The organism is Isoptericola luteus, assembly GCF_020297055.1.
GTDB classification, from domain to species: Bacteria; Actinomycetota; Actinomycetes; order Actinomycetales; family Cellulomonadaceae; genus Isoptericola; species Isoptericola luteus.
Window position 1 is genome coordinate 577,096 of sequence record NZ_JAIXCQ010000001.1, and the last position, 26,303, is coordinate 603,398.

Genomic DNA, 26,303 nt, shown 5'->3' on the forward strand with positions numbered 1-26,303 from the left:
GGAGGGGCCCGACGGCGTGCTCACGGCGCGTCGCTCAACGACGCCAGGGCGCCCAGCCGTCGTCGCCTGTGAGGAAGGTCTCACGGGTGTACCGGGCGGCCTCGTCGTCGGTCAGCTGCGGGCGGCCGTCGACCTCCGCACCGGTCGGTGCCGCGCCGGGGCCGGTGTTGGCGTGCTCGCGCATGAAGTCGTCCCGCCACGACCAGCCGCTCATGTCGGACCAGGCGGGGGTGCGCACGTGCGCACCCAGCCACGAGTCGCGGACGACGACGGACGGGTCGACGAGCGGGTTGCTGCTGGGGTGCCACGGACGCCCGAGGGACACGGTGCCCGCCGCGGCGTCCGACGTGAACCGGCTGCCCGTGAACAGGAAGCCCTTGCCTCCCGGCACGGTGGCCGGCGCGGCGACGTACCCGTTGTTCGTGGCCGACCCGCGGTCGAGGGAGCGGATCTCCGAGTCCTCGACGACGAGGGTGCCGCCGCCGTAGACGAAGTCGACGTCGCCCTCGATGTACGAGCCCGTCACGTACACGCGCGACGCGGCGGCGCCCGATCCCGGGTCGGCGAGGAACGTGTCCTGGTTGCCGAGCAGCCGCACGTCGTCGAGCACGATCCGGTCGCCCACGGTGCGCAGGGCGAGCGCCTGGCTGTTGCCGTGTGCGGCCTCGTCGTAGGCGTTCTCGACGGTGAGGTCGCGCAGGGTCACGTCGTCGGCCAGCACGGCGAGCGTGGGGGAGCCCGTGTGCCCGAACGTGCCGCCGTAGAACTTGGCCTGGCCCGCGGCGAGGTCATAGGTGAGCACCACGTCCCGCGGGTCGCCGGTGGCGCCGCGGATCGTCAGCCCGTGGGCGCCCGGCCACACCCGCACCACCTCGCGATAGGTGCCCGGCCCGACGACGATCTCGACGTCGTGAACCGCGCGCGACGCGGCACCCACCGCGGCCCCGACCGACGCGAAGTCGCCGCTGCCGTCGAGCGCCACCGTGACCCGCCGGCCCACCTTCTCCGGCGAGCCGAGGGGCCCGGCGCCCCGGGACACGACCTCGACGACGTCGTCCACGTCGTCGGCCGTGTACGCGTACCGCGCGGCCGGGTCGAACGTCGGCCCGGTGTCGTCCTTGCGGCCGCGGATCGTGGTGAACCGGTTGTCACGCGAGTCGACCTCGGAGGCGGCGTCCTTGGCGACGATGGCGTCCTCGCCGTTCGAGTACACGCTGGACTCCACGACCAGCTGCGACGCTCCGCGCGCCATCGTGCCGTACTGCGCCTGCCCGTCGAACCAGTTGTTGTACAGGTGGCCGGCGGCGACGTTGTCGATGCTCGCGTTGCGCTGGTACGTGTTCGCGAACCGGTTGTGGTGCATCGTGATCTCGGTGACCACGTTGTCCGTCCAGCCCACGCCCACCGTCTTGTTGTGGTCGTGCAGGTGGTTCCACGACAGCGTGACCGCCGTCGAGTCCTTGCGGACGTCGATCAGGCCGTCGCCCAGGCGTGTGAGCTCGTTGTGGTCGATCCACACGTGGTGCGACGTGTCGACGCGGATGCCGTCGTTGTCGTTGTCGGCGCTCTTGCCGTCCCAGTCGCCGGGCACGTACGAGTCGCGGAACGTCAGGTTGCGCACGACGACGTTCTGCACCCGGTCGAGAAACAGTCCGCCGCCCACGAGCTCGGCGTGCCGCCCGGCGCCCACGATCGTCTTGTCGCTCGCCACGGCGATCATCGACCCGAACGGCTCGACGTCGATGCTGCCCCTGACGAGGATCGTCACGGGCCCGTCGACGGCGGCCCAGCGGGCGAGGCCGGCGGCGTCGCGGACGGTGACGGTGCGTCCCCCGGCCCCGCCGGTGGTCCCGTGCGGCAGCTCGTCGGTCCGGGTGGCGGCGAAGCCGGTGGCGACGGGCGACCAGACCGGCCCGTCCGCCGTCGTGGTCCGGGGCGCGCGGAGACGCGCGAGGAGCGCGGCGCCCGCCTCGGCCGGGTCGACGTCGGGGGCGGACAGGTCCCGGTCGCCGAGGACGCGCACGCCCTCGAGCACGGTCCGGGCGCCCGTGGACCGCACGGCGAGCGCCTCGGCGGGGCCGTTCGCGGCCTCGTCGTAGGTGTTCTCGAGCGTGAGGTCGCGCAGCGTGACGTCGTCTGCCCTCACGTCGAGGGCGGGCCAGTCGCTGGCGCGCTTGTCGTACGTGATGACGACGTCCTCCGGGTCGCCGGTCGACCCCCGCAGCGTGAGACCGGCGGCGCCGGGCCACACGGAGACCACCTCGCGGTAGGTGCCGGGCTCGACGACGACCTCCATGGGACGGTCGGCGCGCGCGGCCGCGCCCACGGCGGCGTGCACCGACAGGTAGTCCCCGGTGCCGTCCTGCGCCACGGTGACCACGCGGCCCACCCGCTCCCCGGACGTGCGCGTGCCGGCGTGCCGGGCGAGGAGGTCGACGACGTCGTCCGTGTCGTCGGCCGTGTAGGCGTAGTGGTCCGAGGCCTCGAAGGTCGGCCCGGTCTCGGCGGGCTCCTCGCCCCAGGTGCGCCGGAACACGTTGTCGCGCTGGTGCAGGCGGGCGTCGTCCCCGCTGAGGATGAGCGGGTTGCGCGCGTCCTCGAACACGCTCGACTCCACGAGCAGGCTCGAGCCCCCGCGTGACGACGTGCCGTAAGAGCTCACGCCCGACAGCCAGTTGTTGTAGAGGTGCCCGAGCGCGACGTTGTCGATGCTGCCGTTGCGCTGGTGCACGTTGGAGAACCGGTTGTGGTGCAGCGTCAGGGTGGTCACCACGTTGTCGGTCCAGCCGACGCCGAGCGTCTTGTTGTGGTCGTGGAAGTAGTTCCAGGACGCCGTCACGGCGGTGGAGTCCTTGCGGACGTCGAGCTGGCCGTCGCCGAGGCGTGCGAACTCGTTGTGGTCGATCCACACGTGGTGGGAGGTGTCGATGCGGATGCCGTCGTTGTCGTTGTCCGCGCTCTTGCCGTCCCAGTCGGCCGGGACGTACGAGTCGCGGAAGACCAGGTTCCGGATGATGACGTTCTCGACCTCGAGCAGCCGCAGCCCGCCGCCGACGATCTCGCCGCCGGACGCCGCGCCGACGATCGTCTTGTCGCTGGCCACGTCGATCATCGCCCCGAACGGCTCCACGTCGAGGGAGCCCTGCACGAGGATGGTCAGCGGCTCGTCGGCGGACGCGTAGGCGGCCAGGTCCGCGGCGTCGCGCGCGGTCACGGTGCGCCCGCCTGCGCCGCCGGTGGTGCCGTCGGGCAGCTCCGCCGTCGGCACGGAGGCGAACCCGGTGGCGGTGGGGGACCAGACGGGCCCGTCCACGCTGGTCGCCGGCGAGGCGCCGATGCGGTGCAGCAGCGCCTGCCCCGCCACGGCGGCGTCGGGGCCGTGGTGGTCCGTGCCGGTCGTCGCGTGCGCCGCCGGGGCGAGCAGCGTCAGGCCGAGCACCGGCGCGGCCAGCGCCGCGGTGACGCGGCGCCCACGCCTGCCCGGCCGGGCGTGCACGGTGCGCGGAAGGCCGGCCGGCGGGCCTCCGGTCTGCCGGTCGGTGGGCGGTGGGTCGGTGTGGTCGGGGGAGTGTCGATGGTCCGCGGGGAAGGGCATCGTCGCGCCTCTCGTGAGACTCGGGCCGGTGGCCCTCGGGTCGGGACGAGCGGGTGGTGCCGTGGTGCCGGCGGTGCCCGGACCTGCCCGGGCACCGCCTGTGGTGCAGCTCGTGGTGCGGTCGTGGTGCAGCTCGTGGTGCGGCCGACGTCGGTGTCGGACTTCCCGTGCCCGTCGCGCTCTGCGACCGGAAACGCCTCGGAAACCGGTTTCTCACAACGTAGTCCAGGTCGGCGCCCGCGTCAATAGTTCAGCGGTCGCCACCAATGCGTCCGGCCCGGAGGTCCCGCCCGGGACCCTGCCGGACGCTGCCGGACGCTGCCGGACGCTGCCGGACGTTGCCGCCGGAGTGCCTACCGAGCCGCCCCGACGAGACGCTCGCGCCACCGTTCCCACGGCGGCGCGACAACCCAGTTCAGGCGCAGCGTGCGCACCGCCCGGGCGAACCGGCGACGGCGCGCGCGCCGCAACGACCGGGCGGAGACGCCCACCCGCAGCCGCCTGTCCCGCACGATCCGGCGTCCGGGCCCGAACGCGAAGGCCAGGTCCATGTCGTCGTGCACCTCGGGGTCCACGCGCTCGACCTGGTCGCGCACCTCCCACCAGGTGCTGCGGCGGAACGCCATGCACGAGCCCCACAGCGCCGTGTGCCCGAGCGCCATCCGGGTGCTGGCGTAGTACGTGCCGAGGTACAGCGCGCACGCCCACCGCCCGCCCCTCAGGTCGGTGAAGGTGCCTGCGCCCGTCACCGCGTCCAGGCCCGGGTCCGCAGCCATGCGCTCCGCTATCGCGCGCACCCAGCCGGGCTCGGGCTCGGAGTCCGCGTCGAGCCGCGCCACGACCTCGCCCTGCGCGGCGTCGTACCCGGCGGCCGCGGCCGCGGGGATGCCGACGCGCGGCTCGTGCACCACGGTCGCGCCGGCGCGCCGCGCGACCGCGGCGGTGGCGTCGGTGGACGCGTTGTCCACCACCACCACCTCGAACGGCGGCAGGGTCTGCGCCGCGAGCAGCGCCAGGCACCGGTGGAGGGCGGCGGCGTCGTCCCGCGCGGGGACGACGACGGACACGGTGGGCAGGGCACCGCCCGGCCGGCCCGCGGCCGTCGCCGCCCGCCCCGTCACGCGCGCTCCCGGGCGGTCGTCCCCGCGGTCGTCCCACCGGTGCCCCCGGCGGCGCTCCCGAGGGTGGCCCGGGACGAGCTCCGAGCCACGAGCGCCGCCGCCACGACGCTTCCCACGAAGCCCGCGGCGAGGTCCCCGACGGTGTCGGGGACGGTCACGTAGATGCTGTCGTCGACCAGGGCGTGCCCCAGCACCTCGAGGACCTCCCACACGACGGCGAGCGTCGCGCCGAGGGCGACGACGGTCGTCGCGACCGAGGCGGGTGGCCGCACCGGGGAGAGGGGCCCGCGCGTCAGCACCCGGTACGCCAGCGCCGCGAGCAGGCCGGTCGCGACGGCGTGCACCGCCAGGTCGAGACCCTCGAACCGCTCGTACCACCCGAGCCGGGCGCACCACGCGGCGGCGAGCATCGCCACCCCGCACGCGACGTCGAGCACGGCGGACGCACCGGTCGCCCGCGGCACCATCGAGCCGCCCAGCACGAGGAGGAACAGGGGGACGGCGACCCAGTCGGCCGCCGCCACCGCCAGGAGCACGCTGACGAGCGCCCCGAGCCGCACGGCGTCGCCCAGCACGATCCCCCACGTCGGCCTCCCCGGCGCCGGGCGCCAGGCCGCCGGGAGGCGGGCGGTCCGAGGTGCCGAGGTCACAGGGCCAGCCTAGGCAGGAGGCGTGGCCCGCACCCGCCGGGCGGGAGGGCGCCCGTGAGTCACGACGGTCCCTCGCCGGCCCCCGAGCGGACCCCGACGGCACCCACCCGGGCGACGGCGAGATCCGCGACGTCCTGCGCGCCGTCCGCGTCGAGGCGCCGGTCCACGACCGCCGCCACGAGCCGGACGTCCAGGGACGCCCCGGCCTCGAGGCGCCGCACGGTGTCCCAGGCCAGCGCGGGCCCGAGCCCCACGTAGTCGGCGACGCGCGCGAACCAGGGGGACGGCTCCGGCGAGCCCTCCCCGGGCTGCTGGGCCAGCACGAGCGTGGTCCACGCGCCGCCGGTGCGCCGGGTGACGGCCACCCACGGGTGCCGCGACCCGTGCACGTCCGGTCCCGCGGGACCGACCGCGAGGGCCTCGTCGCCCGACGGGAGCCGCCAGAACCACCCGCCGTACCCGGCACCCGGCCGGCCGTTCGTGGCCGGGCTGCCGATCTCCACGTCGGTGGCGCCGCCGCGCAGCGTGCCGTGCCAGCCGAGCGCCCACGCGTCGACCTCGGGCATCACGACGGCGGTCAGGCGCCGCTCCTCGGTGAGCTGCACGCCGCCGTGCTCGTCGAGCCAGCTCAGCCGCTGCACGACGGTGGCGCCGTCGTCGGTCACCTCCGTGCCGGAGACCTCCTGGCGGCCGTGGTTGGCGAGCAGGGTGGGCCCCTGGTCGCGCACGTAGGTGCGTCCGCCCCAGTGGCTCGTGCCGTCGACGTCGGCCACGGCCATCGACACGCCGTAGTGGTGGCGGTGGTCCACCGGGCTCTTGACGGTCATCGCCACGCCCTGCAGCGAGTGCACCGGGTGCAGGAACGGTCGCGGGCTGTGCACGCCCGGCATCGACGCCCCCCGGGAGTACCGGCCCAGGGCGCGGTCGTCTCCGACGCCGAGCACCCAGTCGTCGTCCGCCTCCTGCCAGCGCGCCCGGACCACGCCCTCACGGGCGTGGGCGCGCCCCGCGAGGTCGGCCGACGTCACCCCGAGGCGCCGCGCGGGCGGCACGGGGCCGGTGCTGCCGCGCACCACCAGGCCTGGGGTCACGTGCAGCGCGACCTCGTCGCCGATGCCGGGCCGCCCGCGCTCGGTACCCGGCGCGCGCTCGCTGCCCAGCACGCGCGCGTGCAGCAGGTCCCAGGCACGTCGCCCCAGGTCGGCCTGCGGCACCGCGGCGGTGGTGAGCGACGGCGTCGCGTAGCGGGCGAGCTCGATGTCGTCGAAGCCGGCGATCGAGAGGTCGCCGGGCACGGCCACGCCGGTCTCGTTGAGCCGGGCGAGCAGGCCGAACGCGACGAGGTCGTTGAACGCGACCACGGCCGTCGCGCCGGTCGACAGCACGCGGTCCGCGGCCCGGTAGCCGGCGTCCACGGTCGGGCCGCAGGGGACGGTCGTGACGCGCAGCCCGGGATGGCGCTCGCGGGCGTCGTCGAGCGCGCGGAGGCGCAGCGCGTTCGAGGCGCTCGAGCGCGGCCCCGCCGCGTACGCGAGCTCGCGGTGCCCCAGCGCGACGAGGTGGTCCACCGTGCTGCGTACCCCGGCCGCGTAGTCGACGCGCACGCTCGGCACCGTGAGCCCGGGCACGTGCCGGTTGATCACCACGACGGGCTCCAGGAGCGGCAGCAGCTCGCGCAGCGCGTCCTCCGAGGTTCGGGGCGCGGCGAGCACCAGCGCGTCGCACCGTTGTCGTGCCTCGAGCGCAACCTCGGCCTCGTCGCCGGTGTTCTCCGCGGTCTCCGCCACGAGGACGCGGTAGTCGTGCGGGGCGGCGGCCGCCATCGTGCCGCGCAGGATCTGCTGGAACATCGGGTTCGCGAGGTCCGGCACCACGAGTGCGACGGAGTTGGTGCGACCGAGCGACAGGTTCCGCGCCAGCCGGCTCGGCTGGTACCTCAGCTCGCGGGCGGCGGCGCGCACGCGCTCGGCGATGTCCGTGGCCACGGACGAGCGGCCGTTCATCACGCGCGAGACGGTGGCCCGCGACACCCCTGCGGCCGAGGCGACCTCGTCGATCGTGGGTCCTCCGGAGCGGGTCATCACGCCTCCTTGCCGGCCACGGTGACGCGGACGGGTCCGAACGTGCCGCCGTCTCCTGGCGCGAGGACCGCGCCGAGCGGTGCGCTCGCGAAGAGGCCCACCTCCGCGCCGATCCAGTGGCCCACGTGGGCCTGCCAGGGCGGCGCCACGTCGTGCCACGACGCGTCGTCCCCGACCTGCGTCCCGGCGGCCCGCCAGCCCCACGTGACCGCGCCGTCGCCGTCGACGACGGCGCGCAGGTCGATGCCGGATGCGCCGTGGGGCACCGGCTCCTGGGCGACGACCTCCTCGTCGCCGTCGGTGCCGCCGCGTCGTAGGGTGACCTCCAGGCCCACGGGGGTGCGCACCAGACCTGCCCAGGCGTACTCGCGGCCGAGGACGACGACGCCGGCGCGGGTGCCGGGCGCGTCGCCCGCCAGGTCGACGCGCGTCTGCCAGGTGCTCGGCTGCCCGGGGAGCTGCTGGCAGAGCACGGCGCCCTGGTCGCGCAGGCTCCCCCGGGGCGAGGCCTGGGCGGGCAGGTGCAGCGTGCCGCCGCCGTCGACCACGGCCCAGCCGTCGGCAGGGTTGGCCTGCCAGTGCCAGCGGCTCGCGAGGCCTGGGGCGGAGAAGTCGTCGCTGCGCACCGGCTCGCCGGGCTCGGCACCGGCGACGGGGACGGGGTGGGTGAGCACCGGGCGCCCGGCGTCCCCCAGGACGGGCCAGCCGTCGGGGTCCCAGCCCATCGGCTGCAGGTGCACCACGCGCCCGAACACGCCGCGGTCCTGGAAGTGCAGGAACCAGTCGTCGCCCTCGGGGGTGTCGACCCAGGCGCCCTGGTGGGGGCCGTTGACCGGGGTGTCCCCCTGCGCCAGCACGACGCGGTGCTCGTACGGTCCCCACACCGAGCGGCTGCGGAACGCCGTCTGCCAGCCGGTGGCGACGCCGCCGGCGGGCGCGAAGATCCAGTACCAGCCGTCGCGCTGGTAGAGCTTGGGGCCCTCCAGGGTGCGGAAGCCGGGAAGCTCGTCGCCGTCGACGACGGTGCGGGCCGGGCCGACGATGTGGCGCAGCGCCGGGTCCACCTCGACCACGGTGAGCCGGTTCTTCACCCCGGCGCGGCTCTTCGCCCAGCCGTGCACGAGGTAGGCGCGGCCGTCCGGGTCCCACAGCGGGCACGGGTCGATGAGGCCGCGGCCGGGGATCAGGCACCACGGCTCGGACCAGGGCCCGCGCGGGTCGGGGGCGGTCAGGACGAAGATCCCGTGGTCCGGGTCCGGGTAGACGATCCAGAAGAGTCCGTCGTGGTGGCGCAGGCTGGGCGCCCACACGCCCGACCCGTGCCGGGGGAGCGCGTAGTGCCCGGCCTGCGGCAGTGCGGGCAGCGCGTTGGCCACGTGCTCCCACGACACGAGGTCCCGTGAGTGCAGCATGGGCAGGCCTGGGGCGCGGTTGAAGCTGGACGCGATCATCCAGTAGTCGTCGCCGACGCGGACCGCGTCCGGGTCCGGCCAGTCCGCGTCGAGGACAGGGTTGCTGTAGTGGGTCATGGTCGCCTTCCGTCACGTCGCTGGGACAGTCGGCGGGAAACGTGGGAAACCGGTTCCTGCCGTGCTGCCCTCAGCCTAGCAACCGGTTTCCGCCCCCCGAGACCCCGTGTGGTGACGGAAGGCGACGCGGGTCAGCCCGCGGCGGTGCGCACCAGCTCGGCGAGCTTCTTCTCGAACTCGGGGGTCCAGGCCAGGACGGCGAAGGACGTCGCCCAGAAGTCGCCGTCGTCGAGGTGGGCGGCAGGATCGAAGCCGACCGTCGCGTAGCGGGTGCCGAACTTCGCCGCCGGCTGCATGAAGACCACGATCTTGCCCGCGGCGTTCGCGAAGCCCGGCATGCCGTAGTACGTCTTGGGAACCAGCCCGGGGGCGACGTCGGAGACCACTCGGTACATCCCCTCGGCGATGTCCCGGTCGCTCCCCTCGAGCGGCTCGATCGCCTCGCGCACCGCCTTCTCGCCCGCCGCGCGGTTCCGGCCGGCCTTCTCCTGCTCGCGCAGCTCCTTGGCGCGCTGCTTGACGGCGTTGCGCTCGTCGACGCTGAGTCCTTCGGACGTGGCCATGTCGGTCTCCTGGTTCCACAGGCGGGGTGGTTCCCCGCGGCTGCTGCCCACGCTAGGTGCGGCCAGGGCGGCGCCGCTTCTTCGATCCTGATCACCTCGATGCCGATCCTTCCGGCGGTGGACGCTCGCGGCGGTGCCTGCGACGACGGCCCTGGGGCCCGGGCTGGGTGCGTCACCCAGTATCGCCGCGGTGATACACTTTGGCGATGCCGACCGCCCATGAGCGCATCCAGGTCACCCGGGACCAGCGTGTCGAGAACATCCTGGCACTCGGGGCGCGCAGGTTCCCCGACCAGCGTCCGGGTCGCGTCCTGGTAGGCCTCGCCAACGAGCGTGCCGACCAGCTCGCGCGGGAGGCCGGCTACCCGCTGGACACCATCCCCGTGTTCCGCTCCCCGGGGCGCACGGTGACCCGCGAGATGGTCGCCGACGCACTGGACGACGATGAGTGAGCCGGTCCAGATCGCTGACGCCAACGTCCTGGTCGCGCTCACCCTGGAGGATCACGCCGACCATGCGGCGGCGCGGCGCTGGATCGCGCACGCGGCGAGGTTCGCCACCACCCCGATGACCGAGACCGCGCTGGTGCGTCTGCTGCTCAACCCTGCGATCACCGTCGACAGCGACGGGAAGCCTCTCACCATCGCCGTCGCACTCGATGCCCTGCGGGCCATCAAGTCACTGCCGAACGCCGAGTTCGTCGCCGACGCGACCTCTGTCTCCGACGCTCGCGCGGTGACCGGGCACATCACAGCGCACCGGCAGGTCACCGACACCCACCTGCTCAACCTCGCAATCTCCCAGGGTGGCGTCCTGGCGACGTTCGACGCGAAGATCCACCACTCGCTCAGGCCACGTGACCGCAAGCACGTCCACGTGATCCGAGCGGGCGGGTGATGAGGGTCAGGACACCGCGTCAGAACCGGGCTCTGAAGGTTCGAAACTTCGGATGGACTCATGACACCGATGAATCCAGATGGCGGGTGTCGCCGATGGTGACGACGGCACGGTTGTGGAAGAACCCGTCCTCCCGCAGCGTCGTGACGCTGCCTGACGACACCGGGAAAGCGACGTGGCCGGCGGCCTGGATCGGCATTCCGATCCAGGCGGCGACGACAAGGGTTGCCGCGTAGCCGTGCGTCACGATGACGAGCTCGTCGACGTCGAGCCGGAGCAGGTCGTCCATCGCTTCGTCGACGCGTCGGGCCACGTCCAGGCGGGTCTCCGAGCCAGCCGGGCCGTCGTGATGACGGAGGCGGTCGCCGGCTGCTAGCGGCGGTACGAACCGCGCGTCGAGCCACGACTGCGGCTGCGGCGATCGCTTCAGCATGCCGTTCTCCGCGCGGCGTCAGGAAGGAGTCGAACTGTCCGCCGACCACGTGCTCGACGTGGTGGGTCGCCTCCGGGTGCGTGACCACGCTGACGGTGCGTTCGCGCGCGGGGACACGGCCGGGGACGGGTGCGGGCGGACAGGTCTCGACCGGTGCCGTCATACCGCAACTTTCACACGGGCCGGTGGTCGACGGTGGGGCTGACACGGGGATCAGGCCGGTGGCCACGGGCGTACCTCGCCCCAGCCCCACCGCGGCATCGGCTCCGCGACGTCGGTCTCGGCGCCGGCGCTCGAGAACGACACCGCCAGCCGGGTGCCCCACTCGACGTAGGCCGCGAACGCCGACCGGAACTCCGGGTCGTCGGGCAGCCCGACCTCGTCCGCGGCGTCGAGCAGGAGACCGCTCCAGCGGCGTCGCTGCCGCTCGGTGATCCGACGGCCGACGTGGTGCCGGACCATCCCCCGATGGCCGCCCCGGCGCGTCGAGTACGCCGCGGGCCCGCCGAACACCTCCCCGATCCATGCCGCCACGTGCTTCGGGTGGTCGGGGCTCATCTCCGCGAACACGGGCCCGAGGACGTCGTCGTCGGCGACCTTGGCGTAGAAGACCTCGAACAGGCGCTCCAGCGCGGGGCCGCCCCCGGCCCAGTCGTACAGGCTCGGCATCACGGGGACCGGCTCGTAGTGGCGCATCTCCGTCATGCTGTCGACGAAGCCCCTGACCTCGCCGAAGAACTGACGGAACTGCGGGCTCCTCCGGAACTTCTCGAGATGGTCGTCGGCCGACGTCCAGACGATCCGCAGGACGTAGCTCGACGGCTCCTCCACGCAGCGGCTCAGGTCGAACGTCCGACAGTAGGGCGACTGCCGCAACGGCGTGGCCGCGCGGGCGAAGGCGCGCTCGAACTCCTCGGCGCGGTCCGGGTCGATGGCGTATCGAACGTATTCCACAGTCACGACCTCGAGTCTCCGAGGCTTCGACGGCGTGCACAAGGACGTACCGTGAGGTTCGTGGAGATCCGATACGGGTGCCCGGTCGAGGTGACGCTCGGCGTGATCGGCGGCGCATGGTCCGTCGTGATCCTGGCCCACCTCAAGGAGGGACCGCGCCGCTACGGCGAGCTTCGCCGGCTCGTGACCGGCATCTCGGAGAAGATGCTCACGCAGCAGCTGCGGCACCTCGTCACGGTGGACCTGGTCGTCCGGCGGCCGCTCGGCGGCAACCCTCCGGCGGTCGAGTACACGCTGACGGACGACGGGCGGCGACTCGGACCGGCCCTGCAGGCCCTGCACGACTGGGGTGCGGACCGTGCCGAGCGCGACGGGCTCGTCGTCACCTCGATGTCACCTCGATGACCACGTGAGCGTGGCCTGACAAGGATCCGGCCCGGACCACCGCACCGGGATCACCCCGGCTCCGCCGAGGCCCGCCGGCGGTCAGGCTCGGTCGGCCTGCTGTCGCTGGTCGTGGTCGTCGCGATGGGCGAGGACCTCGTCCATGTGTCCCTCCGCCCAGGCCTTGACGTCCCGCATGACGCCCTGCAGGGAATGGCCGAGATCCGTCATCTCGTAGGTGACGGTCACGGGCACCGTGGCGGTCACGGTCCTGGTCACCAGGCCGTCGCGCTCGAGCGACCGCAGGGTCTGGGTGAGCATCTTCTGGCTCACGCCGGAGATCTGCCGGGAGAGCTCGGAGTAGCGCATCGGCCGGCGTCCGGGCGCGGGCCCCGACCCGGGCCCGTCTCCGCCGAGCGCGGCGAGCACCAGGGCGACCCACTTGTCGGAGATCCGCGCGAGGAGCTGCCGGCTGGGGCAGACGTCGAGGAAGGCGTCGTACTCCCGCTTCGCGACGGCTCGGTGCTGGGCCGCGGTCATGGTCGGCATGGGCTCTCCTGTCGTCCGGTGACTAACGCACCTCAAGGTGCCTACTTCCCGATCGGAAGCGGCCTGTCCATGGTGGTGGGTGTCCACCGTCCGGGCAAGAGAGCACTCACAAGGAGCAGGATTCATGAACCACCAGACGTCGCGCCGCGCCGTGGTCCGCACGCCGAGCGGACCGGGGTCGATCGAGATCATCGACGCGCCCGTCCCCGAGCCCGGCCCGGGCCAGGTGCGGGTCAAGGTCGCCGCTGCCGCGATCAACCCCGTCGACCTCGACGTCGTGAGCGGCCGGCTCCACGGGCTCGGTCTGGTGTCCCAGGCCGAGCACACCGGGCTCGGAGCGGACTTCTCGGGCGTCGTCGAGGCGGCGGGCGACGGCGTCGGCCTGGCCCTCGGCACACGTGTGGCCGGCTTCGTCGGCGGTGTCGACCGCGACCACGGTTCGCACGCCGAGCACCTGGTGGTCGCCGCGGACGACGTCGCCGGGCTGCCCGACGGGATGTGCCCCAACGTCGCGGCGAGCATGCCGCTGACCCTCACGACCGCGGCCCAGCTGCTCGGCGTGCTCGGCGACGTGCCGCCGCAGGCGCGGCGACTGCTGGTGACGGGTGCAGCCGGTGGCGTGGGGGCGGCCGTCGCGGTGCTCGCCAAGGAACGGGGCTGGCAGGTGACCGGTCTGGCGCGGGCCGGCGACCAGGCGTTCGTGCACGGGCTGGGCGTCGGTTTCACCACGGCACCCGCGGGCGGGTGGGACGTCGTCGCGGACGCCGCGGCCATGCAGGAGGAGGCGTTGTCGCTCGTGCGCGACGGCGGGACCTTCGTCGGCGTGCTGCCCGGGCTGGAGCCCGACGAGGAGCGCGGGGTCACGGTCGGCGTGGTCGTCAGTCGTCCGGACGGGCCGCTGCTCGCGAGGCTGCTCGACCGCGTGGTCGACGGGACCGTCCCGGCCAGGATCCACGCGGCCCTCCCGCTCACGGAGGTCGTCAGCGCGTACCGGCTGCTGGCCAAGGGCGGCGTCCGCGGCCGGGTCGTGGTGCTTCCGTGATCGCCACCGTCGCCACCGTGGTGGCCGGGTCGATCGCCGCAGCCGTCGTGCTCATGGGCGTGAGCTACGTCTGGGCGCCGGGCGGCGCCGCCGGGTTCGGCATCCCCGACGTTCCGGTCGAGGATCGCGCGTTCCGGTCCTGGTCGAGGGTCAAGGGCAACCGCGACATCGGGACCGGGCTCCTGCTGCTCGTGGTCCTGGTCGGCGGCCCACCGCAGCTGCTGGGCGCGGCGATGATCGTGGCCGCGGTCATGCCTGCCTGCGACGCCGTGACCGTCGCCCGCGCCGGCGGGCCCCCGGCGGCGGCCTACGGCGTGCACGCCGCGACGGCGGCCGTCATGGTCGCCGTGGGTCTCGTGCTGCTCGGCGCCTGAACCACGCCGTCGCCCGGCTGCCCGGCTGCCCGGTCGCCCGGCTGCCCGGTCGCCCGGCTGCCCGGTCGCCCGGTCGCTCGGTCGCCCAGCTGCTCGGTCGCTCGGTCGCCCAGCTGCGGGGGCGGGGTGGCGTCCACGTCCGGGCGCTCACCCGCAGCCCGGCCCGGGCGGACCTCCCCGACGACGTCGAGGTGGTCGCCGGCGACCTGTCGGAACCGACGAGCCTCGACGACGCGCTGCTCGGCGTCGATGCCGTCTTCCTCGTCTTCCCCACGGTGCAGGCCGACGGGCGGGCGTCAGAGCTGGTCGCGCGGATGGCGAAGGACGTGCGGAGGATCGTCTACCTGTCCGCCGAGGGGGTTCCCGACGACGGCGACGCACCGGTCGAGGGCATCATCGGCTCGCACGCCGCGATCGAGCACCGCCCCGTCCGCTACGAGGAGCTCTCCCGGGACGAGATGCGCGCCCGGATCGTCGGCGAGTGGGGACGGTCGCCCGAGACGGCGGACAGCACCCTGGACGCCTGGGCGGCGATGGTCGGCAACCGGAACGGCATCACCTCCACCGCGGAGGACCTCACCGGCCGGCCGGCCAGGTCGTTCGGCACCTGGGCCGCCGATCACGTCGCCGACTTCCGCTGACCTCCGAGGCGGTCCGAGGCGGTCCGAGGTTCGAGTCGTCACCGCCACCGTTGCTGCCGGGCAGCCGGGACGTGCTGGACGCCGGCGATCCGGGTCCTCGCTCCGGACGACGTCGCCCCGCCGCCCGGGAGGCGGCGGGGCGAGGTGCGGCGGACCGGCGTCGGCGACCGGCCCGCACCGGGTGTCATGCCCGGCGTCCTGGTGGTGGTGCGGCTGCGACGTCAGGCGTGCGGCGTGAGCGACGGCAGCACGTGCGTCGCGTACCGCTCGCCGACGGTCCGGGCGGTGTCCTGCGGGTCCGCGGACCAGATCTCCTCGTTGAAGATCTCCGTCTCGACGTCGCCGCTGTAGCCGGCCTCGGCGACCCAGCGCGAGATGGTCGGGAAGTCGATGTACCCGTCGCCCACGTGCCCGCGGGAGTTGAGCGGGTCGGCGGCGAGCGGCAGGTTCCAGTCGCACACCTGGTAGCCCGCGATGCGGCCCTCGGCCCCCGCTCGCGCGATCGAGTCGCGCAGCTGCGGGTCCCACCACACGTGGTACGTGTCGACGACGACGCCCACGGTCCCGGGCGCGAACGGCGCCGCCAGGTCGAGCGCCTGCCCGAGGGTGGAGATCACCGCGCGGTCGGCGGCGAACATGGGGTGCAGGGCCTCGAGGACGATCCGCACGCCGTGGTCGGCCGCGAACGGTGCGAGGTCGGCGAGACGGTCGGCCACGCGGGCCCGGGAGGCGACGAGGTCGCGGTCGCCCGGCCGGGCGTCGGGCCGCGGCCCCTGCCCCGGCTCGCTGAGGGCGGGCAGCCCGCCGACGACGAACACGAGCTCGCCCGTCCCGACGCCCGCGGCCTCCTCGATCGCGCGCCGGTTGTCGTCGAGCGCTGCGGCGACGCCCGCGTCGTCGGCGGCGGTGAGGAACCCGCCCCGGCAGAGCGACGAGACCCGCAGGCCGGCGTCGGCCACGATGCGCGCGGCCTTGTCCGCGCCGTGCTCGGCCACCTGGTGGCGCCACAGGCCGACCGCGCCGAGCCCGGCGGACGCGGCGGCGTCGACCGCCTCGGCGAGGGTGGCGTGCTTGACCGTGGCGGTGTTGAGCGAGCAGCGGCTCAGGTCGGCGCTCATGCGGTGGCTCCGTTCGTCGTGAGCAGGGCGTCGAGGCGGCGGGCGGCCAGCGCCGGGTCCAGCAGCATGCCGCAGCCGTCCGCGAGGCGGGCCAGCTCGACCAGGTGCGCCAGCGACCGGCCCGCCTGCAGCCCGCCGACGAGCTGGAAGCCCGGCTGGAACCCGTTCAGCCAGGACAGGAACGCGACGCCCGTCTTGTAGTAGTAGGTGGGCGCGGCGAAGATGTGCCGGCCCAGCTTCTCGGTGGACGCGAGGACCGCGTGGCCACGCCCGGCGCCGTCCGGGTCCCCGGCCGCACCGGCGTCGAACGCCTGCAGCGCCGTGGAGGCGGCCGGGTAGACCGCGGCGAAGATGCCGAGCAGCGCGTCCGAGTGGCCCTGGTCGTCGCCCGCGATGAGCTCCGGGTAGTTGAAGTCGTCCCCGGTGTACAGCCGCACGGGCGAGCCGTCGAGCGCGGCGAGCGACCGGCGCAGGCCGATCTCGTGCTGCGCGTCGAGCAGCGAGACCTTGACGCCGTCGACCCTGTCCTGGTGGGCACGGATGAGGTCGAGGAACGTCGCGGTGGCGCTCTCGACCGACGCCGAGCCCCAGTACCCCGCGAGGGCCGGGTCGAACATGGTGCCCAGCCAGTGCAGGACGACGGGCCGGTCCGCCTCGGCGAGGACGGCGTCGTACACGCGGGCGTAGTCCTCCGGGGACCGGGCGACCCTCGCGAGCGCGCGCGATGCCATGACGATGACCTGCGCCCCGGCGTCCTGCACCACGTGCACCTGCTCGCGGTAGGCGTCGGTGACGGCGGCCAGCGCCGCGGGGTCGCCGGGCTCCCACGCGGCGACGACGGCGGGGTCGAGCTGGTCGGTGCCCGCGCCGCAGGCGATGCGCGCGCCCACGGACGCCGCCTCCGCGGACGAGCGGCGCACGAGCTCCTGCGTGGCGGCCCAGTCCAGGCCCATGCCGCGCTGGGCGGTGTCCATGGCGTCGGCGACGCCGAGGCCGAACCGCCAGATCTCGTGCCGGTACGCGAGCGTGGCGTCCCAGTCGACGACGGCGGGCGCGCCCGGCACGTTCTCCGCACCGACCTGCGGCACCACGTGCGCGGCGGCGAACGCCACACGGGACGTGATCGGCGTCGACGGGGCCACCCACGGGCCCGGCGCGTTGAGCTCGCGCACCTCGACGCCGGTGGCCCGGCCCGCGTCGTCGAACCGGGGCAGGCGCACGGTGACGCCGCTGGGCTCGAGCTGCGGCGCTTGCCGGGTCGCGAGCCGGACGGCCCCGGTGGTGGTCCCGGCCGGTCCGGGAGCGGAGCGCGCGATGTCGTGCGGGGTCATCACAGGGAGATCTCCGGGACGTCGAGGCGGCGGCCCTCGGCCGACGACTGCAGGCCCAGCTCGGCGAGCTGCACGCCGCGGGCGGCGGAGAGCAGGTCGAACCGGTGCGGGCGTCCTGCGACGACGTCGCGCAGGAACTCCTCCCACTGGAGCTTGAAGCCGTTGTCGAGGTCGGCGTTGGCGGGCACGTCGAGCCACTGGTCGCGGAACGGCTCGGTGACCGGCAGGTCCGGGTTCCACACGGGCTTGGGGGTGTGCGCGCGCTGCTGGGCGACGCACCTGCGCAGCCCGGCGACGGCGGAGCCGTGGGTGCCGTCGATCTGGAACTCCACGAGCTCGTCGCGGTGGACACGCACCGCCCACGACGAGTTGATCTGCGCGACCACGGGGTCGCCGCCGGGCGTCTCGATCTGGAAGATGCCGTACGCGGCGTCGTCGGCGGTGGCGGCGTACTGGTTGCCCTGCTCGTCCCAGCGGGTGGGGATGTGCGTGGTCGTCTGGGCGTTCACGGTCTTGACCGCGCCGAGGATGCCCTCGAGGACGTAGTTCCAGTGGCAGAACATGTCCGTGGTCATGCCGCCGCCGTCCTCCTTGCGGTAGTTCCACGAGGGGCGCTGGGCCGCCTGGTGCTCGCCCTCGAACACCCAGTAGCCGAACTCGCCGCGCAGCGACAGGATGCGCCCGAAGAAGCCCTCGTCGACGAGACGGCGGAGCTTGACCAGGCCCGGCAGGTACAGCTTGTCGTGCACGACGCCGGCGGTGACGCCGGTCTCCTCGCGCAGCCGCGCCAGGTCGACCGCCTCGCCGAGAGTCTCGGCCGTGGGCTTCTCGGTGTAGACGTGCTTGCCGGCACGCATCGCCTTGCTGAGCGTCGCGGCGCGCAGGTTCGTCATCGCGGCGTCGAACACGATGTCGGTGCCGGGGTCGGCGATGATCCCGTCGAGGTCCGTCGTGTACTCGGCGACGTCGTGCCGCTTGGCGAGGTCGCGCAGCTTCTCCTCGTTGCGGCCCACGAGGACGGGCTCGACCTGCACCCGGGTCCCGTCGGGGAGCTCGACGCCGCCGGCCTCACGGATCGGCAGGATCGAGCGCACGAGGTGCTGGCGGTAGCCCATGCGTCCGGTCACGCCGTTCATGGCGATGCGCAGGGTGCGCGAGGTGCTGCTGCTCACTGAGACTCCTTCGTCGGCGGTGGTGTCGTCGGCGCCACCAGGCGGCTGCGCATGGAATGCGCTTTCCTACCACGGTAGGCTGTGCGCGGCAGGCGCGTCAAGGCGCCGCCCGGATCAGGAGGTGTGCACGTGGCCCGACCGCGGCTGCAGGACGTCGCCGACCAAGCAGGAGTCTCCCTGGCCACGGCGTCGCGGGTGCTCAACGGATCGTCCCGGCAGCCCGGCCCCGGCCTGGTCGAGAAGGTACGCGCCGCTGCGGCAGACCTCGGTTACGTCGTCAACGCGCAGGCGCAAGCCCTGGCACGCTCGCGCACGGGCCTGCTCGGGCTCGTCGTGCAGGACATCTCCGACCCCTACTTCTCCACCATCGCGGCCGGGGCGCAGGACGCCGCGCGGGCCAGCGGGCACCTGGTGCTGCTCGCCTCCACCGGTCGCGACCCCGTCGCCGAGCGGGAGGCGGTGGCCGCCTTCGCCGCCCACCGCGTCGACGCCGTCGTCGTCGCCGGCACGCGTTGGGCGCCGGAGGACGACGACGCGCTCGCCGCCGAGCTCGACCGGTTCGTCGTGGCGGGCGGACGCTCCGTCGTCGTCGGCCAGCCTGTCGGCGAGGGATACGTGGTGCGGCCGCCGAACGCCGCGGGGGCGACGGCGCTCGCCGAGGCGCTCCTGGCGCAGGGGCACCGGCGCTTCGCCGTGCTCGGCGGGCCGGCCACCGTCGTGACGTCGCGCGAGCGGGCCGAGGCGTTCGTGGGGGCCGTGCGGGCGGGCGGCGGCGTCGTGACCGACGTCCTGGAGACGGAGTTCTCCCGCGACGGCGGGTACGCCGCCGGCGGGGCCGTGGCCGACCTCGTCGCCGGGGCGAGCGACGGCACCGACCCGCTGTGCGTGTTCGCCGTCACCGACGTCATGGCCATCGGCGCGATCGCCCGTCTGCGCGAGCTCGGCGTCGAGGTGCCGCGCGACGTGTCCCTGGCCGGGTTCGACGACGTCCCCACGCTGCGCGACCACGTGCCCGGGCTGACGACGGTGCGCATCCCCCTGGAGGAGATGGGCCGCCTGGCGGTCCGCGCCGCCGTCGTCGAGACGGTGACGGCGCCCGGGGCGTCGCCCCACGGCGGCGTCACGGAGGTGGAGTTCGACGTCGTCCTGCGGGCGAGCACCGCCCGCAGCTGAGCGTCGTGCGGCCGGGGCCGTTCCGAGCCGGCCCGGGTGCGGGGTCAGCGAGGCCCGGCGTCAGCCCGTCGCGAGCGTCAGCCCGTCGCGAGGGTCAGCCCGTCGCGAGCGTCAGGCCGGCGCCGCGGGAGGCGCGCTCGACGAGGCTCGCGTACGCCGAGAGCATGCGCACGTGGCTGAACCGTGGCCGGGCCGCGGTCAGGGCGTGGCGCAGCTCGACACGCCGCGCCGCCGCCTCGGCCCAGGTGGCGGCGATCTCCGCGGCGTCGGAGCGCGTGACGAAGCCGATGCCGTCGACGATGCGGGCGCTGTCGCCCACCGCCGTCGTCACCGGGACCGCCCCGCACATCGCGCCCTCGATGAGGCACAGCGGCGCCGCCTCGCCGAACGTCGACGTCAGGGCGACGACGTCGGAGGCGGCCAGGACCCGCTCCATGTCCCGGCGCACGCCCAGCAGGTGGAGGCGTCCGCGCAGGTCCGGGCGGTCGGCGAACATCCGCTCGAGGTTCGCCCGCAGGTCGGCGTTCGCCCCGTCCATGCCCGCCCCGCACATCACGACGTGCCCGGCGGCGACGCGCCCCAGATACTGCCGGGCTGCCGCGACGAACAGCCGGGGGTTCTTCATCGCGTCGTACCGCGCGGCATACGTGACGACGGTGGCGTCGGCCGGCAGCCCGAGCTCCCCCCGCACGGCGAGCCGCCGGCCGTGCGAGAGCGGGCGGAACCGGGTGAGGTCCACCCCGTTGGGGATGACCTGCAGCAGGTGCGCCGGGACCCCCGCGGCGGCGTACGCGTCCCGCGTCGAGGTGGCGCAGCACGCCACGGCGGCGAGCCGGCCCGACGTGGCGGCCGTGAGCAGCTGATCCAGCGCCGGTCCCTGGTGCTCGGGGTCCGAGCGGTGCAGGCACGCCACCACGGGGCGGTCGGGGAAGCCGGGCTGGTTGACGAGCCGAAGCGGCTGCTCCTTGAGGGAGAGCACCACCTGCGCGGCGGCGGCCTGCCGGTACGCGGTGGCCAGCTCGGCGGCGGTGAACCGTTCGAGGTCGTGGGCCCCGGCCGTGGACCGGCCGAGCGACGTGATCCGCACGCCGGCGGCGCGCAGCGCCAGGTAGCGGGGGTCGTCGGTCATGGGTTGCAGGGTCGCCTCGCGCCGCACCTCGTGGTGGATGCTCAGCACCGCGTGCTGCTGGCGGCCCTGCGCGTGCAGGCCCGCCAGCACCGTCGAGTGCAGCACCCGCGCGCCACCGCTGAAGAAGCCCTCGTACAGGGACAGGACGCGCAACGGACCGCGCTCGATCATGGGACCACCTCCTGCACCGAGGATCAGGGCAGAGGATGTGGGGCGGATGACCGCCGTGTGACGTTCTCATGACGCGGTGCCGGGCGACGGGTGCGCGGGGATCCGTCGCGCGTGCCTATGTCGCGAGGAGCGCGCGGATGTCCCGCTCGGCCTGGCCCGGCGACGCCGTCCGGCAGCCCAGGTCCACCCACCGGCGCACGAGCGCCGGCTCGCCGCGCAGCAGTCCCCAGCCGCGGCGCAGCAGGGTCGGCAGCGGCTTGCGGGACTCCGCGACGTCGCGCAGCAGCCGGAACCAGAACGTCACCAGGCGCGGCCGGGTCAGGCAGATCGCGTCCGCGAGGATCCCGTCGGCACGGCACTGCTCCACGAGCTCGGCGGCGAAGATCCCCTCGGCGAGGACGACCGGGACGTCGCGCGCCTCCAGCACCGCCGCGCCGGTACGACGCGAGGTGGGGATGTCGTAGACGGGGACCTCGGCGCGGCCCGTGCGGACCACCTCGCGCAGCGCCTCCAACGCGCCGTCGACGTCCCAGCTACGTGGGTCGTCCCAGTCCACGATGCCGTAGCGCACCGGCATCCCGGGGTGGTCGAGGTCGCGGTAGAAGTCGTCGAGGTTGACGACCGGGAGCCCCAGCCTGCGGGTGAGCGCCGTCTTCCCGGAGCCGGACGGACCCGTGAGGAGCACGATCCGACGGGTGGCGCGACGCGCGCCCGCCGGCACGTCGAAGAGGGCGTCGGACGTCGGGGGCTCGAGGTCGGTCACGGGAGCCCATTGTGCGGCTTCAGCCGCCCCGTTGACGACCGGCCCGGCCGCCCGGCAGCCGGGCGGCCGATGCCGCGCCGGCGTCGGCCGGTGGCCCGATGGTGTCGGCAGGTCTTGTGAAATCGTTATCGACATCGTTATCTTCTGCGTGTCGGAACATCCGGCGGTTCACCCGAACCGTGGGAAGCCCGATCGGAGAGGAACAACGATGTCCCATTCCCCCAGGACGAAGCGTGCCGCCACCGTCGCAGCGTCCGCCGTCACCGCCCTCGCGCTCGCCGTCCCGGCGGCCCAGGCCACGCCCCCGGAGCCCACCCTGCGAGATGCGGCGCCGCACGATCTCGAGATCGGCAGCGCCGTGTGGGGCAAGAACGAGCTGCTCCACCACGACCGCAAGAACCCCCGCCAGTTCCAAGCCATCCTCGGTGACGAGTTCGGCTCGCTCACCCCCGAGAACGACATGAAGTGGGCTGAGCTCCACCCCGAGCCCGACGTCTACGACTTCTCCGGCGCGGACGCCGTCGTGGCCTTCGCCAAGGCGAACGGCCAGGAGGTCCGCGGGCACACGCTGCTCTGGCACAGCCAGAACCCGGAGTGGGTGACCGAGGCCAGTGCCTCCTGGACCTGCGAGGAGGCACGCGACGTCCTCGAGGACCACGTTCGCACCGTCGTCGGCCGGTACGCCGGCGAGATCTACGAGTGGGACGTGATCAACGAGGTCATGCAGGACGACTGGGACGCCGGCGGCGTGCGCCTGCGCACGGAGGCGAACCCCTTCCTCAAGGCCTGCTCGGTCGACCCGGTCGGCCTCATCGGCGACGTCTTCCGGTGGGCGCACGAGTCGGATCCCGAGGCGCTGCTCTTCATGAACGACTACAACGCGGAGGGCATCAACACCAAGACCGACGCCTACTACGAGCTGGCCCAGGAGCTGCTCGCCGACGGCGCGCCGCTGCAGGGCTTCGGCGCGCAGGCGCACCTGAGCCTCCAGTACGGCTTCGACGACTCGATGCAGGCGAACTTCGAGCGGTTCGCGGACCTCGGGCTGAAGGTGGCCGTCACCGAGGCCGACGTCCGGATGCCGCTCGGCGACGACGGGGAGCCGACCGCCGAGCAGATCGCGACCCAGGCGGAGCGGTACGACGGGCTGCTGCAGGCGTGCCTCGGCGTCCCCGCCTGCACGAGCTTCACGGTCTGGGGCTTCGACGACGCGCGGTCGTGGGTCCCGGGGGTCTTCCCCGAGGGCTACGCCACGATCATGACCGAGGACTTCGAGAAGAAGCCGGCGTACTTCGCCCTGCTCGACGGCCTCACCGACGCCACCCCGGGTAGGTCGCCGCGCACGCCGCCCGGCCTGAACAGGTAGCCCCGCTCGCCGAGCGCCGGTGACGCGGAGCCCACGGGCCCGCGCCACCGGCGCATGGCGTTACCGGGCGGGCGCGGCGACCAGCAGCACGTGCAGCGTGCGGGGACCGTGCACCCCCTCGACGCGGTCGAGCTCGATGTCCGACGTCGCGCTGGGGCCGGAGATCCAGGTCTGGGGGCGGTCCGGGTGCTCACCGAGCAGCCGGACCGCCTCCGGCACGGTCTGCACCGTCTGGTCCGCGCGCACTACGCACAGGTGCACGTCCGGGACGAGCGAGACGGCGCGGCGGCCCTGGTCGGGCTCGCCGTCGAGCACGATCGTGCCCGTCTCGGAGATCGCGATCCGCGCCGCGGTGACGACGGCGTCCGTGGCGTCCAGCTCGGCGGCGGTCAGCGGCCGCTCGCGGGAGTCGCGCACCACGTCGGTGCCGTCGGGCAGCGCGGCGAGCCATCCGTCGTCGATCCCGGCGGGCACCACCACGCGCACCCCCCGCGAGTTGTCAGGTTCAGGTGCACCGGAACCGGCACGTGGGCCTGACAGCTCAGGCGCCCGCGAGTTGTCAGGTTCAGGTGCACCGGGACCGGCACGTGAGCCTGACAACTCGGTGACGAGCGTGGCGATCGCGGCCGGGAGGTCGGCCGCCGTCGTGCGGTGCACGTGCGCCCGGTAGTCCACCAGCCGGTCGACGAGCTGGTCCAGCACTTCGGGCGATCCCGGCGGGTGCTCGCCTGAGGTGCGGTACTCCCGCGGTACCTCGTCGAGGTGCGGGGCCGTGCCGACCACGCCGGACGCCGTCGTCCCCGCGCCGGGTCGGCCGAGCGCGGCGCGCACCCGGTTCAGGACGTCGTCGCGCGCGCTCATCGCTCGGCCTCCGGGACGTCGGCGGGCTCGGCGAGCCCGGTGGGCGGCTCGTCCGGTGCGACCGGCGGACGACCGGCCCACCACTGCCGGAACGTCCGCCCGGCCGGGACGGGCAGGTCGCGCGACCGGGTCCAGGCGCTCACGGGTGGCGGCGCGTGCGAGACGGCGTGGTCGCCGCCCCCCAGGCCGCTGGCCAGCGTGGCCGCGCGCCCGGCGAGGGCGAAGCGGCCGCCGTCGGACATCACCCAGGACGCCGCCTTCATCGCGGCCGCCCACGGGTCGACGCCGCGGCGGGAGCGGTCGGCGTCCACCTCGCGCGCCCGAAGGTCCACGAGGATCGACGGGATGTCGATCTTCACCGGGCACACCTCGTAGCAGGCGCCGCACAGCGTGGACGCGTAGGGAAGCGACGCGTTCGGGTCCTGGTGCCCGGACACGCCCCCCGACGACGCCGTGAGCTGCGGGGTGAGGATGGCGCCGATCGGCCCCGGGTAGACGGAGCCGTAGGCGTGCCCGCCCACCCGCTCGTACACCGGACACACGTTGAGGCAGGCGGAGCAGCGGATGCAGTGCAGGGCGCTGCGGCCCACCTCGTCGGCGAGGACGTCGGTGCGCCCGTTGTCCAGCAGCACGAGGTGGAAGCTGCTCGGCCCGTCGCCCGGGGTCACCCCTGTCCACAGGGAGGTGTACGGGTTCATCCGCTCGCCCGTGGACGAGCGGGGCAGCAGCTGGAGGAACACCTCGAGGTCGTCGAAGGTGGGCACGAGCTTTTCGATGCCCATCACCGTCACGAGCGTGGAGGGCAGGGTCAGGCACATGCGCCCGTTGCCCTCGGACTCGACGACGGCGAGCGTGCCCGAGTCCGCGACGGCGAAGTTCGCGCCGCTCACGGCCACCTTGGCGGACAGGAACTTGCGGCGCAGGTGCGCGCGCGCCGCCATGGCGAGCTCGCGCGGGACGTCGGACAGGTCGGGCGGCGCGTCGCCCATGCGGGCGAGGAAGATGTCGCGGATCTCGGACCGGTTGCGGTGGATCGCCGGCACGAGGATGTGCGAGGGCATGTCGTCCGCGAGCTGCACGATGAGCTCGGCGAGGTCCGTCTCGACGGCGGCGATGCCCTCGGCGGCCAGGGCCTCGTTGAGCCCGATCTCCTGCGTCGCCATCGACTTCACCTTGACGACCTCGTCGGCGCCCTCGGCCTTTGCGATGTCGGCGACGATCCGGTTCGCCTCCGCGGCGTCGCGCGCCCAGTGCACGACGCCGCCGCGGGCGACGACGTTCTCCTCGAGCTGGGTCAGCAGCTCGGGCAGGCGCGCCATGACCTGCTGCTTCACCGCCGACCCGGCGTCCCGCAGGGCCTCCCAGTCCGGCACCTCGTCGACGACGACGGCCCGCTTGGTGCGGATGACCTGCGTCGCGTGGCCGAGGTTGCGCCGCAGCTGGTCGTTCGCCAGCGTCTGCTTGGCGGCTGCGGGGAAGGCCTCGCCCCAGCGCAGGGGCTCCTGCGGGTGCGGGACGGCGCCGAACGGCTCCTCCGGCAGCGGGTCCGGGGCGCCGTCGTCGACCCGGCGACGGAGGCCGGGGAGTCCCAGGAAGGTGCTCATCGGGCGGCTCCGGTGACCGGGCGGGTGAACGTCGAGTCCGGCAGGGGAGTGGGTTCCTCGCGGGTGGAGGCGAGCACCTCGGCCAGGTGCAGCGCACGGACTGCGGTGCCCTGTCGGGACAGGCCGCCCCCGATGTGCATGAGGCACGACATGTCGCCGGCCGTGACGACCTCGGCCTCGGTGGCGCGGACGTTCGCCGTCTTGTCGGCGAGCATCGCGGCCGAGGTGTCGGCGTTCTTCAGGGCGAACGTGCCGCCGAACCCGCAGCACGAGTCCGCGCCGGGCAGCTCGACGAGGTCGATGTCGGCCACCGCGCGCAGCAGCCGGAGGGGCTTGTCGCCCACGTGCAGCATGCGCAGCGAGTGGCACGTGGGGTGGTACGTGACCCGGTGCGGGAACCAGGCGCCCACGTCGGTGACGTCGAGGACGTCGACGAGCAGCTCGGACAGCTCGTAGGTCCGGGCCGCGACGGCGTCGGCGATCGCCGCGAGGTCGTGGAGACCGGCCCGGCGGCAGACCATCGCCTGCTGGTGGCGCACCGAACCGGTGCACGACCCGGACGGGACGACGACGGCGTCCCACTCGCCGTCGGCCACGGGCGCGAAAGTCTCCACGTGGTTGCGGATCACGGGCACGGCCTCGTCGAAGTACCCCGTGTTCACGTGCATCTGCCCGCAGCAGGCCTGGCCCGCGGGGAAGACCACCTCGTGCCCGAGCCGCTCGAGCAGCCGGACGGTCGCGCGCGGCGCGCCGGGGAACAGGGTGTCGGCGAGGCACGTGGCGGCGAGGGCGATGCGCATGC

At 74.2% G+C, this 26,303-nt stretch carries 25 protein-coding genes; 8 read left to right on the plus strand and 17 right to left on the minus strand.

Going from position 1 to position 26,303, the window contains the following annotated elements:
- Positions 1 to 34: 34 nt before the first annotated feature.
- From LEP48_RS02720 to LEP48_RS02745, 6 genes are all read right to left on the minus strand, one after another.
- A complete protein-coding gene (locus LEP48_RS02720) occupies positions 35 to 3,595 on the minus strand; it encodes a pectinesterase family protein (RefSeq protein ID WP_225564005.1) in 3,561 nt (1,186 codons plus the stop codon).
- A 353-nt stretch (positions 3,596 to 3,948) separates the two neighbouring features.
- The gene (locus LEP48_RS02725) at positions 3,949 to 4,716 is read right to left on the minus strand and encodes a glycosyltransferase family A protein (RefSeq protein WP_225564006.1); all 768 of its coding nucleotides are present in this window, start codon (positions 4,714 to 4,716) and stop codon (positions 3,949 to 3,951) included.
- Positions 4,713 to 5,366 (minus strand): DUF2238 domain-containing protein, encoded by a 654-nt coding sequence (locus LEP48_RS02730; protein WP_225564007.1) that lies wholly within the window; start codon positions 5,364 to 5,366, stop codon positions 4,713 to 4,715. Before LEP48_RS02730 ends, LEP48_RS02725 begins: the two co-directional genes overlap by 4 nt.
- 59 nt (positions 5,367 to 5,425) lie before the next feature.
- Positions 5,426 to 7,447 carry a DUF6807 family protein gene (locus LEP48_RS02735; protein WP_225564008.1) on the minus strand — a complete coding sequence of 674 codons (2,022 nt, stop codon included), beginning with the start codon at positions 7,445 to 7,447 and terminating at the stop codon, positions 5,426 to 5,428.
- Positions 7,447 to 8,976 carry a glycoside hydrolase family 43 protein gene (locus tag LEP48_RS02740; protein WP_225564009.1) on the minus strand — a complete coding sequence of 510 codons (1,530 nt, stop codon included), beginning with the start codon at positions 8,974 to 8,976 and terminating at the stop codon, positions 7,447 to 7,449. Before LEP48_RS02740 ends, LEP48_RS02735 begins: the two co-directional genes overlap by 1 nt.
- Positions 8,977 to 9,107: 131 nt before the next feature.
- The gene (locus LEP48_RS02745; protein WP_225564010.1) at positions 9,108 to 9,539 is read right to left on the minus strand and encodes a hypothetical protein; all 432 of its coding nucleotides are present in this window, start codon (positions 9,537 to 9,539) and stop codon (positions 9,108 to 9,110) included.
- A 206-nt stretch (positions 9,540 to 9,745) separates the two neighbouring features.
- Here LEP48_RS02745 and LEP48_RS02750 point away from each other — a divergent pair, with 206 nt between their 5' ends.
- Together LEP48_RS02750 and LEP48_RS02755 are read left to right on the plus strand one after the other, a co-directional pair.
- On the plus strand, positions 9,746 to 9,991 hold the full coding sequence (locus LEP48_RS02750) for a hypothetical protein (protein WP_225564013.1): 246 nt from the start codon (positions 9,746 to 9,748) through the stop codon (positions 9,989 to 9,991).
- Positions 9,984 to 10,436, plus strand: coding sequence for a TA system VapC family ribonuclease toxin (locus LEP48_RS02755; protein ID WP_225564016.1), 453 nt, complete (start codon positions 9,984 to 9,986; stop codon positions 10,434 to 10,436). Before LEP48_RS02750 ends, LEP48_RS02755 begins: the two co-directional genes overlap by 8 nt.
- A gap of 58 nt (positions 10,437 to 10,494) precedes the next feature.
- Here LEP48_RS02755 and LEP48_RS02760 read toward each other — a convergent pair whose 3' ends face one another.
- Positions 10,495 to 10,869, minus strand: coding sequence for a histidine phosphatase family protein (locus LEP48_RS02760; RefSeq protein ID WP_225564017.1), 375 nt, complete (start codon positions 10,867 to 10,869; stop codon positions 10,495 to 10,497).
- A gap of 213 nt (positions 10,870 to 11,082) precedes the next feature.
- Positions 11,083 to 11,829, minus strand: a complete 747-nt coding sequence (locus LEP48_RS18685; protein ID WP_225564018.1) for a group II truncated hemoglobin — start codon at positions 11,827 to 11,829, stop codon at positions 11,083 to 11,085.
- 54 nt (positions 11,830 to 11,883) lie between these two features.
- Here LEP48_RS18685 and LEP48_RS02770 point away from each other — a divergent pair, with 54 nt between their 5' ends.
- Entirely contained in the window at positions 11,884 to 12,228 is a 345-nt protein-coding gene (locus LEP48_RS02770) for a winged helix-turn-helix transcriptional regulator (protein WP_225564019.1), read from the plus strand.
- Positions 12,229 to 12,309: 81 nt separating this feature from the next.
- On the opposite strand, the gene LEP48_RS02775 is transcribed toward LEP48_RS02770, so the two are convergent.
- Entirely contained in the window at positions 12,310 to 12,756 is a 447-nt protein-coding gene (locus LEP48_RS02775; RefSeq protein ID WP_225564021.1) for a winged helix-turn-helix transcriptional regulator, read from the minus strand.
- Between the two features lie 124 nt (positions 12,757 to 12,880).
- On the opposite strand from LEP48_RS02775, the gene LEP48_RS02780 reads away from it, so the two are divergent.
- The 3 genes from LEP48_RS02780 (at position 12,881) to LEP48_RS02790 (ending at position 14,813) form a co-directional block, all read left to right on the plus strand.
- A complete protein-coding gene (locus LEP48_RS02780; protein WP_225564022.1) occupies positions 12,881 to 13,798 on the plus strand; it encodes an alcohol dehydrogenase catalytic domain-containing protein in 918 nt (305 codons plus the stop codon).
- Entirely contained in the window at positions 13,795 to 14,172 is a 378-nt protein-coding gene (locus LEP48_RS02785; protein WP_225564023.1) for a DUF4267 domain-containing protein, read from the plus strand. The genes LEP48_RS02780 and LEP48_RS02785 overlap by 4 nt, the downstream gene beginning before the upstream one ends.
- An 89-nt stretch (positions 14,173 to 14,261) precedes the next feature.
- Positions 14,262 to 14,813 (plus strand): SDR family oxidoreductase, encoded by a 552-nt coding sequence (locus LEP48_RS02790; RefSeq protein ID WP_225564108.1) that lies wholly within the window; start codon positions 14,262 to 14,264, stop codon positions 14,811 to 14,813.
- Between the two features lie 221 nt (positions 14,814 to 15,034).
- On the opposite strand, the gene LEP48_RS02795 is transcribed toward LEP48_RS02790, so the two are convergent.
- Genes LEP48_RS02795 through LEP48_RS02805 form a run of 3 tightly spaced genes read right to left on the minus strand, consistent with a single transcriptional unit; the run spans position 15,035 to position 18,398 of the window.
- A complete protein-coding gene (locus LEP48_RS02795; RefSeq protein WP_225564024.1) occupies positions 15,035 to 15,931 on the minus strand; it encodes a sugar phosphate isomerase/epimerase family protein in 897 nt (298 codons plus the stop codon).
- Positions 15,928 to 17,262, minus strand: a complete 1,335-nt coding sequence (locus LEP48_RS02800) for a dihydrodipicolinate synthase family protein (protein WP_225564025.1) — start codon at positions 17,260 to 17,262, stop codon at positions 15,928 to 15,930. The genes LEP48_RS02795 and LEP48_RS02800 overlap by 4 nt, the downstream gene beginning before the upstream one ends.
- On the minus strand, positions 17,262 to 18,398 hold the full coding sequence (locus tag LEP48_RS02805) for a Gfo/Idh/MocA family protein (protein ID WP_225564110.1): 1,137 nt from the start codon (positions 18,396 to 18,398) through the stop codon (positions 17,262 to 17,264). Before LEP48_RS02805 ends, LEP48_RS02800 begins: the two co-directional genes overlap by 1 nt.
- Before the next feature lie 165 nt (positions 18,399 to 18,563).
- On the opposite strand from LEP48_RS02805, the gene LEP48_RS02810 reads away from it, so the two are divergent.
- On the plus strand, positions 18,564 to 19,607 hold the full coding sequence (locus LEP48_RS02810) for a LacI family DNA-binding transcriptional regulator (protein ID WP_225564027.1): 1,044 nt from the start codon (positions 18,564 to 18,566) through the stop codon (positions 19,605 to 19,607).
- 94 nt (positions 19,608 to 19,701) lie between these two features.
- On the opposite strand, the gene LEP48_RS02815 is transcribed toward LEP48_RS02810, so the two are convergent.
- Positions 19,702 to 20,907 (minus strand): glycosyltransferase, encoded by a 1,206-nt coding sequence (locus LEP48_RS02815; RefSeq protein WP_225564028.1) that lies wholly within the window; start codon positions 20,905 to 20,907, stop codon positions 19,702 to 19,704.
- A gap of 115 nt (positions 20,908 to 21,022) precedes the next feature.
- Complete coding sequence (locus tag LEP48_RS02820; RefSeq protein ID WP_225564029.1) at positions 21,023 to 21,670, minus strand: uridine kinase family protein; 648 nt, start codon at positions 21,668 to 21,670, stop codon at positions 21,023 to 21,025.
- A 208-nt stretch (positions 21,671 to 21,878) separates the two neighbouring features.
- On the opposite strand from LEP48_RS02820, the gene LEP48_RS02825 reads away from it, so the two are divergent.
- On the plus strand, positions 21,879 to 23,036 hold the full coding sequence (locus LEP48_RS02825; protein WP_225564031.1) for an endo-1,4-beta-xylanase: 1,158 nt from the start codon (positions 21,879 to 21,881) through the stop codon (positions 23,034 to 23,036).
- Between the two features lie 60 nt (positions 23,037 to 23,096).
- On the opposite strand, the gene LEP48_RS02830 is transcribed toward LEP48_RS02825, so the two are convergent.
- From LEP48_RS02830 to LEP48_RS02840, 3 genes are read right to left on the minus strand one after another with little or no spacing between them, the layout of a single operon-like run.
- Positions 23,097 to 23,897, minus strand: a complete 801-nt coding sequence (locus LEP48_RS02830; RefSeq protein WP_225564032.1) for a LutC/YkgG family protein — start codon at positions 23,895 to 23,897, stop codon at positions 23,097 to 23,099.
- Positions 23,894 to 25,501, minus strand: coding sequence for a LutB/LldF family L-lactate oxidation iron-sulfur protein (locus tag LEP48_RS02835; RefSeq protein WP_225564033.1), 1,608 nt, complete (start codon positions 25,499 to 25,501; stop codon positions 23,894 to 23,896). The genes LEP48_RS02830 and LEP48_RS02835 overlap by 4 nt, the downstream gene beginning before the upstream one ends.
- Positions 25,498 to 26,301, minus strand: coding sequence for a (Fe-S)-binding protein (locus LEP48_RS02840; protein WP_225564034.1), 804 nt, complete (start codon positions 26,299 to 26,301; stop codon positions 25,498 to 25,500). The genes LEP48_RS02835 and LEP48_RS02840 overlap by 4 nt, the downstream gene beginning before the upstream one ends.
- Positions 26,302 to 26,303: the final 2 nt, after the last annotated feature.

Excerpts from the sequence above, each read along its gene's own strand:
- LEP48_RS02795 (WP_225564024.1), bottom strand. The coding sequence starts at position 15,931 with ATGAGCGCCGACCTGAGCCGCTGCTCGCTCAACACCGCCACGGTCAAG.
- LEP48_RS02825 (WP_225564031.1), top strand. The coding sequence starts at position 21,879 with ATGTCCCATTCCCCCAGGACGAAGCGTGCCGCCACCGTCGCAGCGTCC.
- LEP48_RS02760 (WP_225564017.1), bottom strand. The coding sequence starts at position 10,869 with ATGCTGAAGCGATCGCCGCAGCCGCAGTCGTGGCTCGACGCGCGGTTC.
- LEP48_RS02740 (WP_225564009.1), bottom strand. The coding sequence starts at position 8,976 with ATGACCCACTACAGCAACCCTGTCCTCGACGCGGACTGGCCGGACCCG.
- LEP48_RS02775 (WP_225564021.1), bottom strand. The coding sequence starts at position 12,756 with ATGCCGACCATGACCGCGGCCCAGCACCGAGCCGTCGCGAAGCGGGAG.
- LEP48_RS02735 (WP_225564008.1), bottom strand. The coding sequence starts at position 7,447 with ATGACCCGCTCCGGAGGACCCACGATCGACGAGGTCGCCTCGGCCGCA.
- LEP48_RS02805 (WP_225564110.1), bottom strand. The coding sequence starts at position 18,398 with ATGAACGGCGTGACCGGACGCATGGGCTACCGCCAGCACCTCGTGCGC.
- LEP48_RS02840 (WP_225564034.1), bottom strand. The coding sequence starts at position 26,301 with ATGCGCATCGCCCTCGCCGCCACGTGCCTCGCCGACACCCTGTTCCCC.
- LEP48_RS02780 (WP_225564022.1), top strand. The coding sequence starts at position 12,881 with ATGAACCACCAGACGTCGCGCCGCGCCGTGGTCCGCACGCCGAGCGGA.
- LEP48_RS02800 (WP_225564025.1), bottom strand. The coding sequence starts at position 17,262 with ATGACCCCGCACGACATCGCGCGCTCCGCTCCCGGACCGGCCGGGACC.
- LEP48_RS02815 (WP_225564028.1), bottom strand. The coding sequence starts at position 20,907 with ATGATCGAGCGCGGTCCGTTGCGCGTCCTGTCCCTGTACGAGGGCTTC.
- LEP48_RS02720 (WP_225564005.1), bottom strand. The coding sequence starts at position 3,595 with ATGCCCTTCCCCGCGGACCATCGACACTCCCCCGACCACACCGACCCA.
- LEP48_RS02750 (WP_225564013.1), top strand. The coding sequence starts at position 9,746 with ATGCCGACCGCCCATGAGCGCATCCAGGTCACCCGGGACCAGCGTGTC.
- LEP48_RS02755 (WP_225564016.1), top strand. The coding sequence starts at position 9,984 with ATGAGTGAGCCGGTCCAGATCGCTGACGCCAACGTCCTGGTCGCGCTC.
- LEP48_RS02745 (WP_225564010.1), bottom strand. The coding sequence starts at position 9,539 with ATGGCCACGTCCGAAGGACTCAGCGTCGACGAGCGCAACGCCGTCAAG.
- LEP48_RS02830 (WP_225564032.1), bottom strand. The coding sequence starts at position 23,897 with ATGAGCGCGCGCGACGACGTCCTGAACCGGGTGCGCGCCGCGCTCGGC.
- LEP48_RS02835 (WP_225564033.1), bottom strand. The coding sequence starts at position 25,501 with ATGAGCACCTTCCTGGGACTCCCCGGCCTCCGTCGCCGGGTCGACGAC.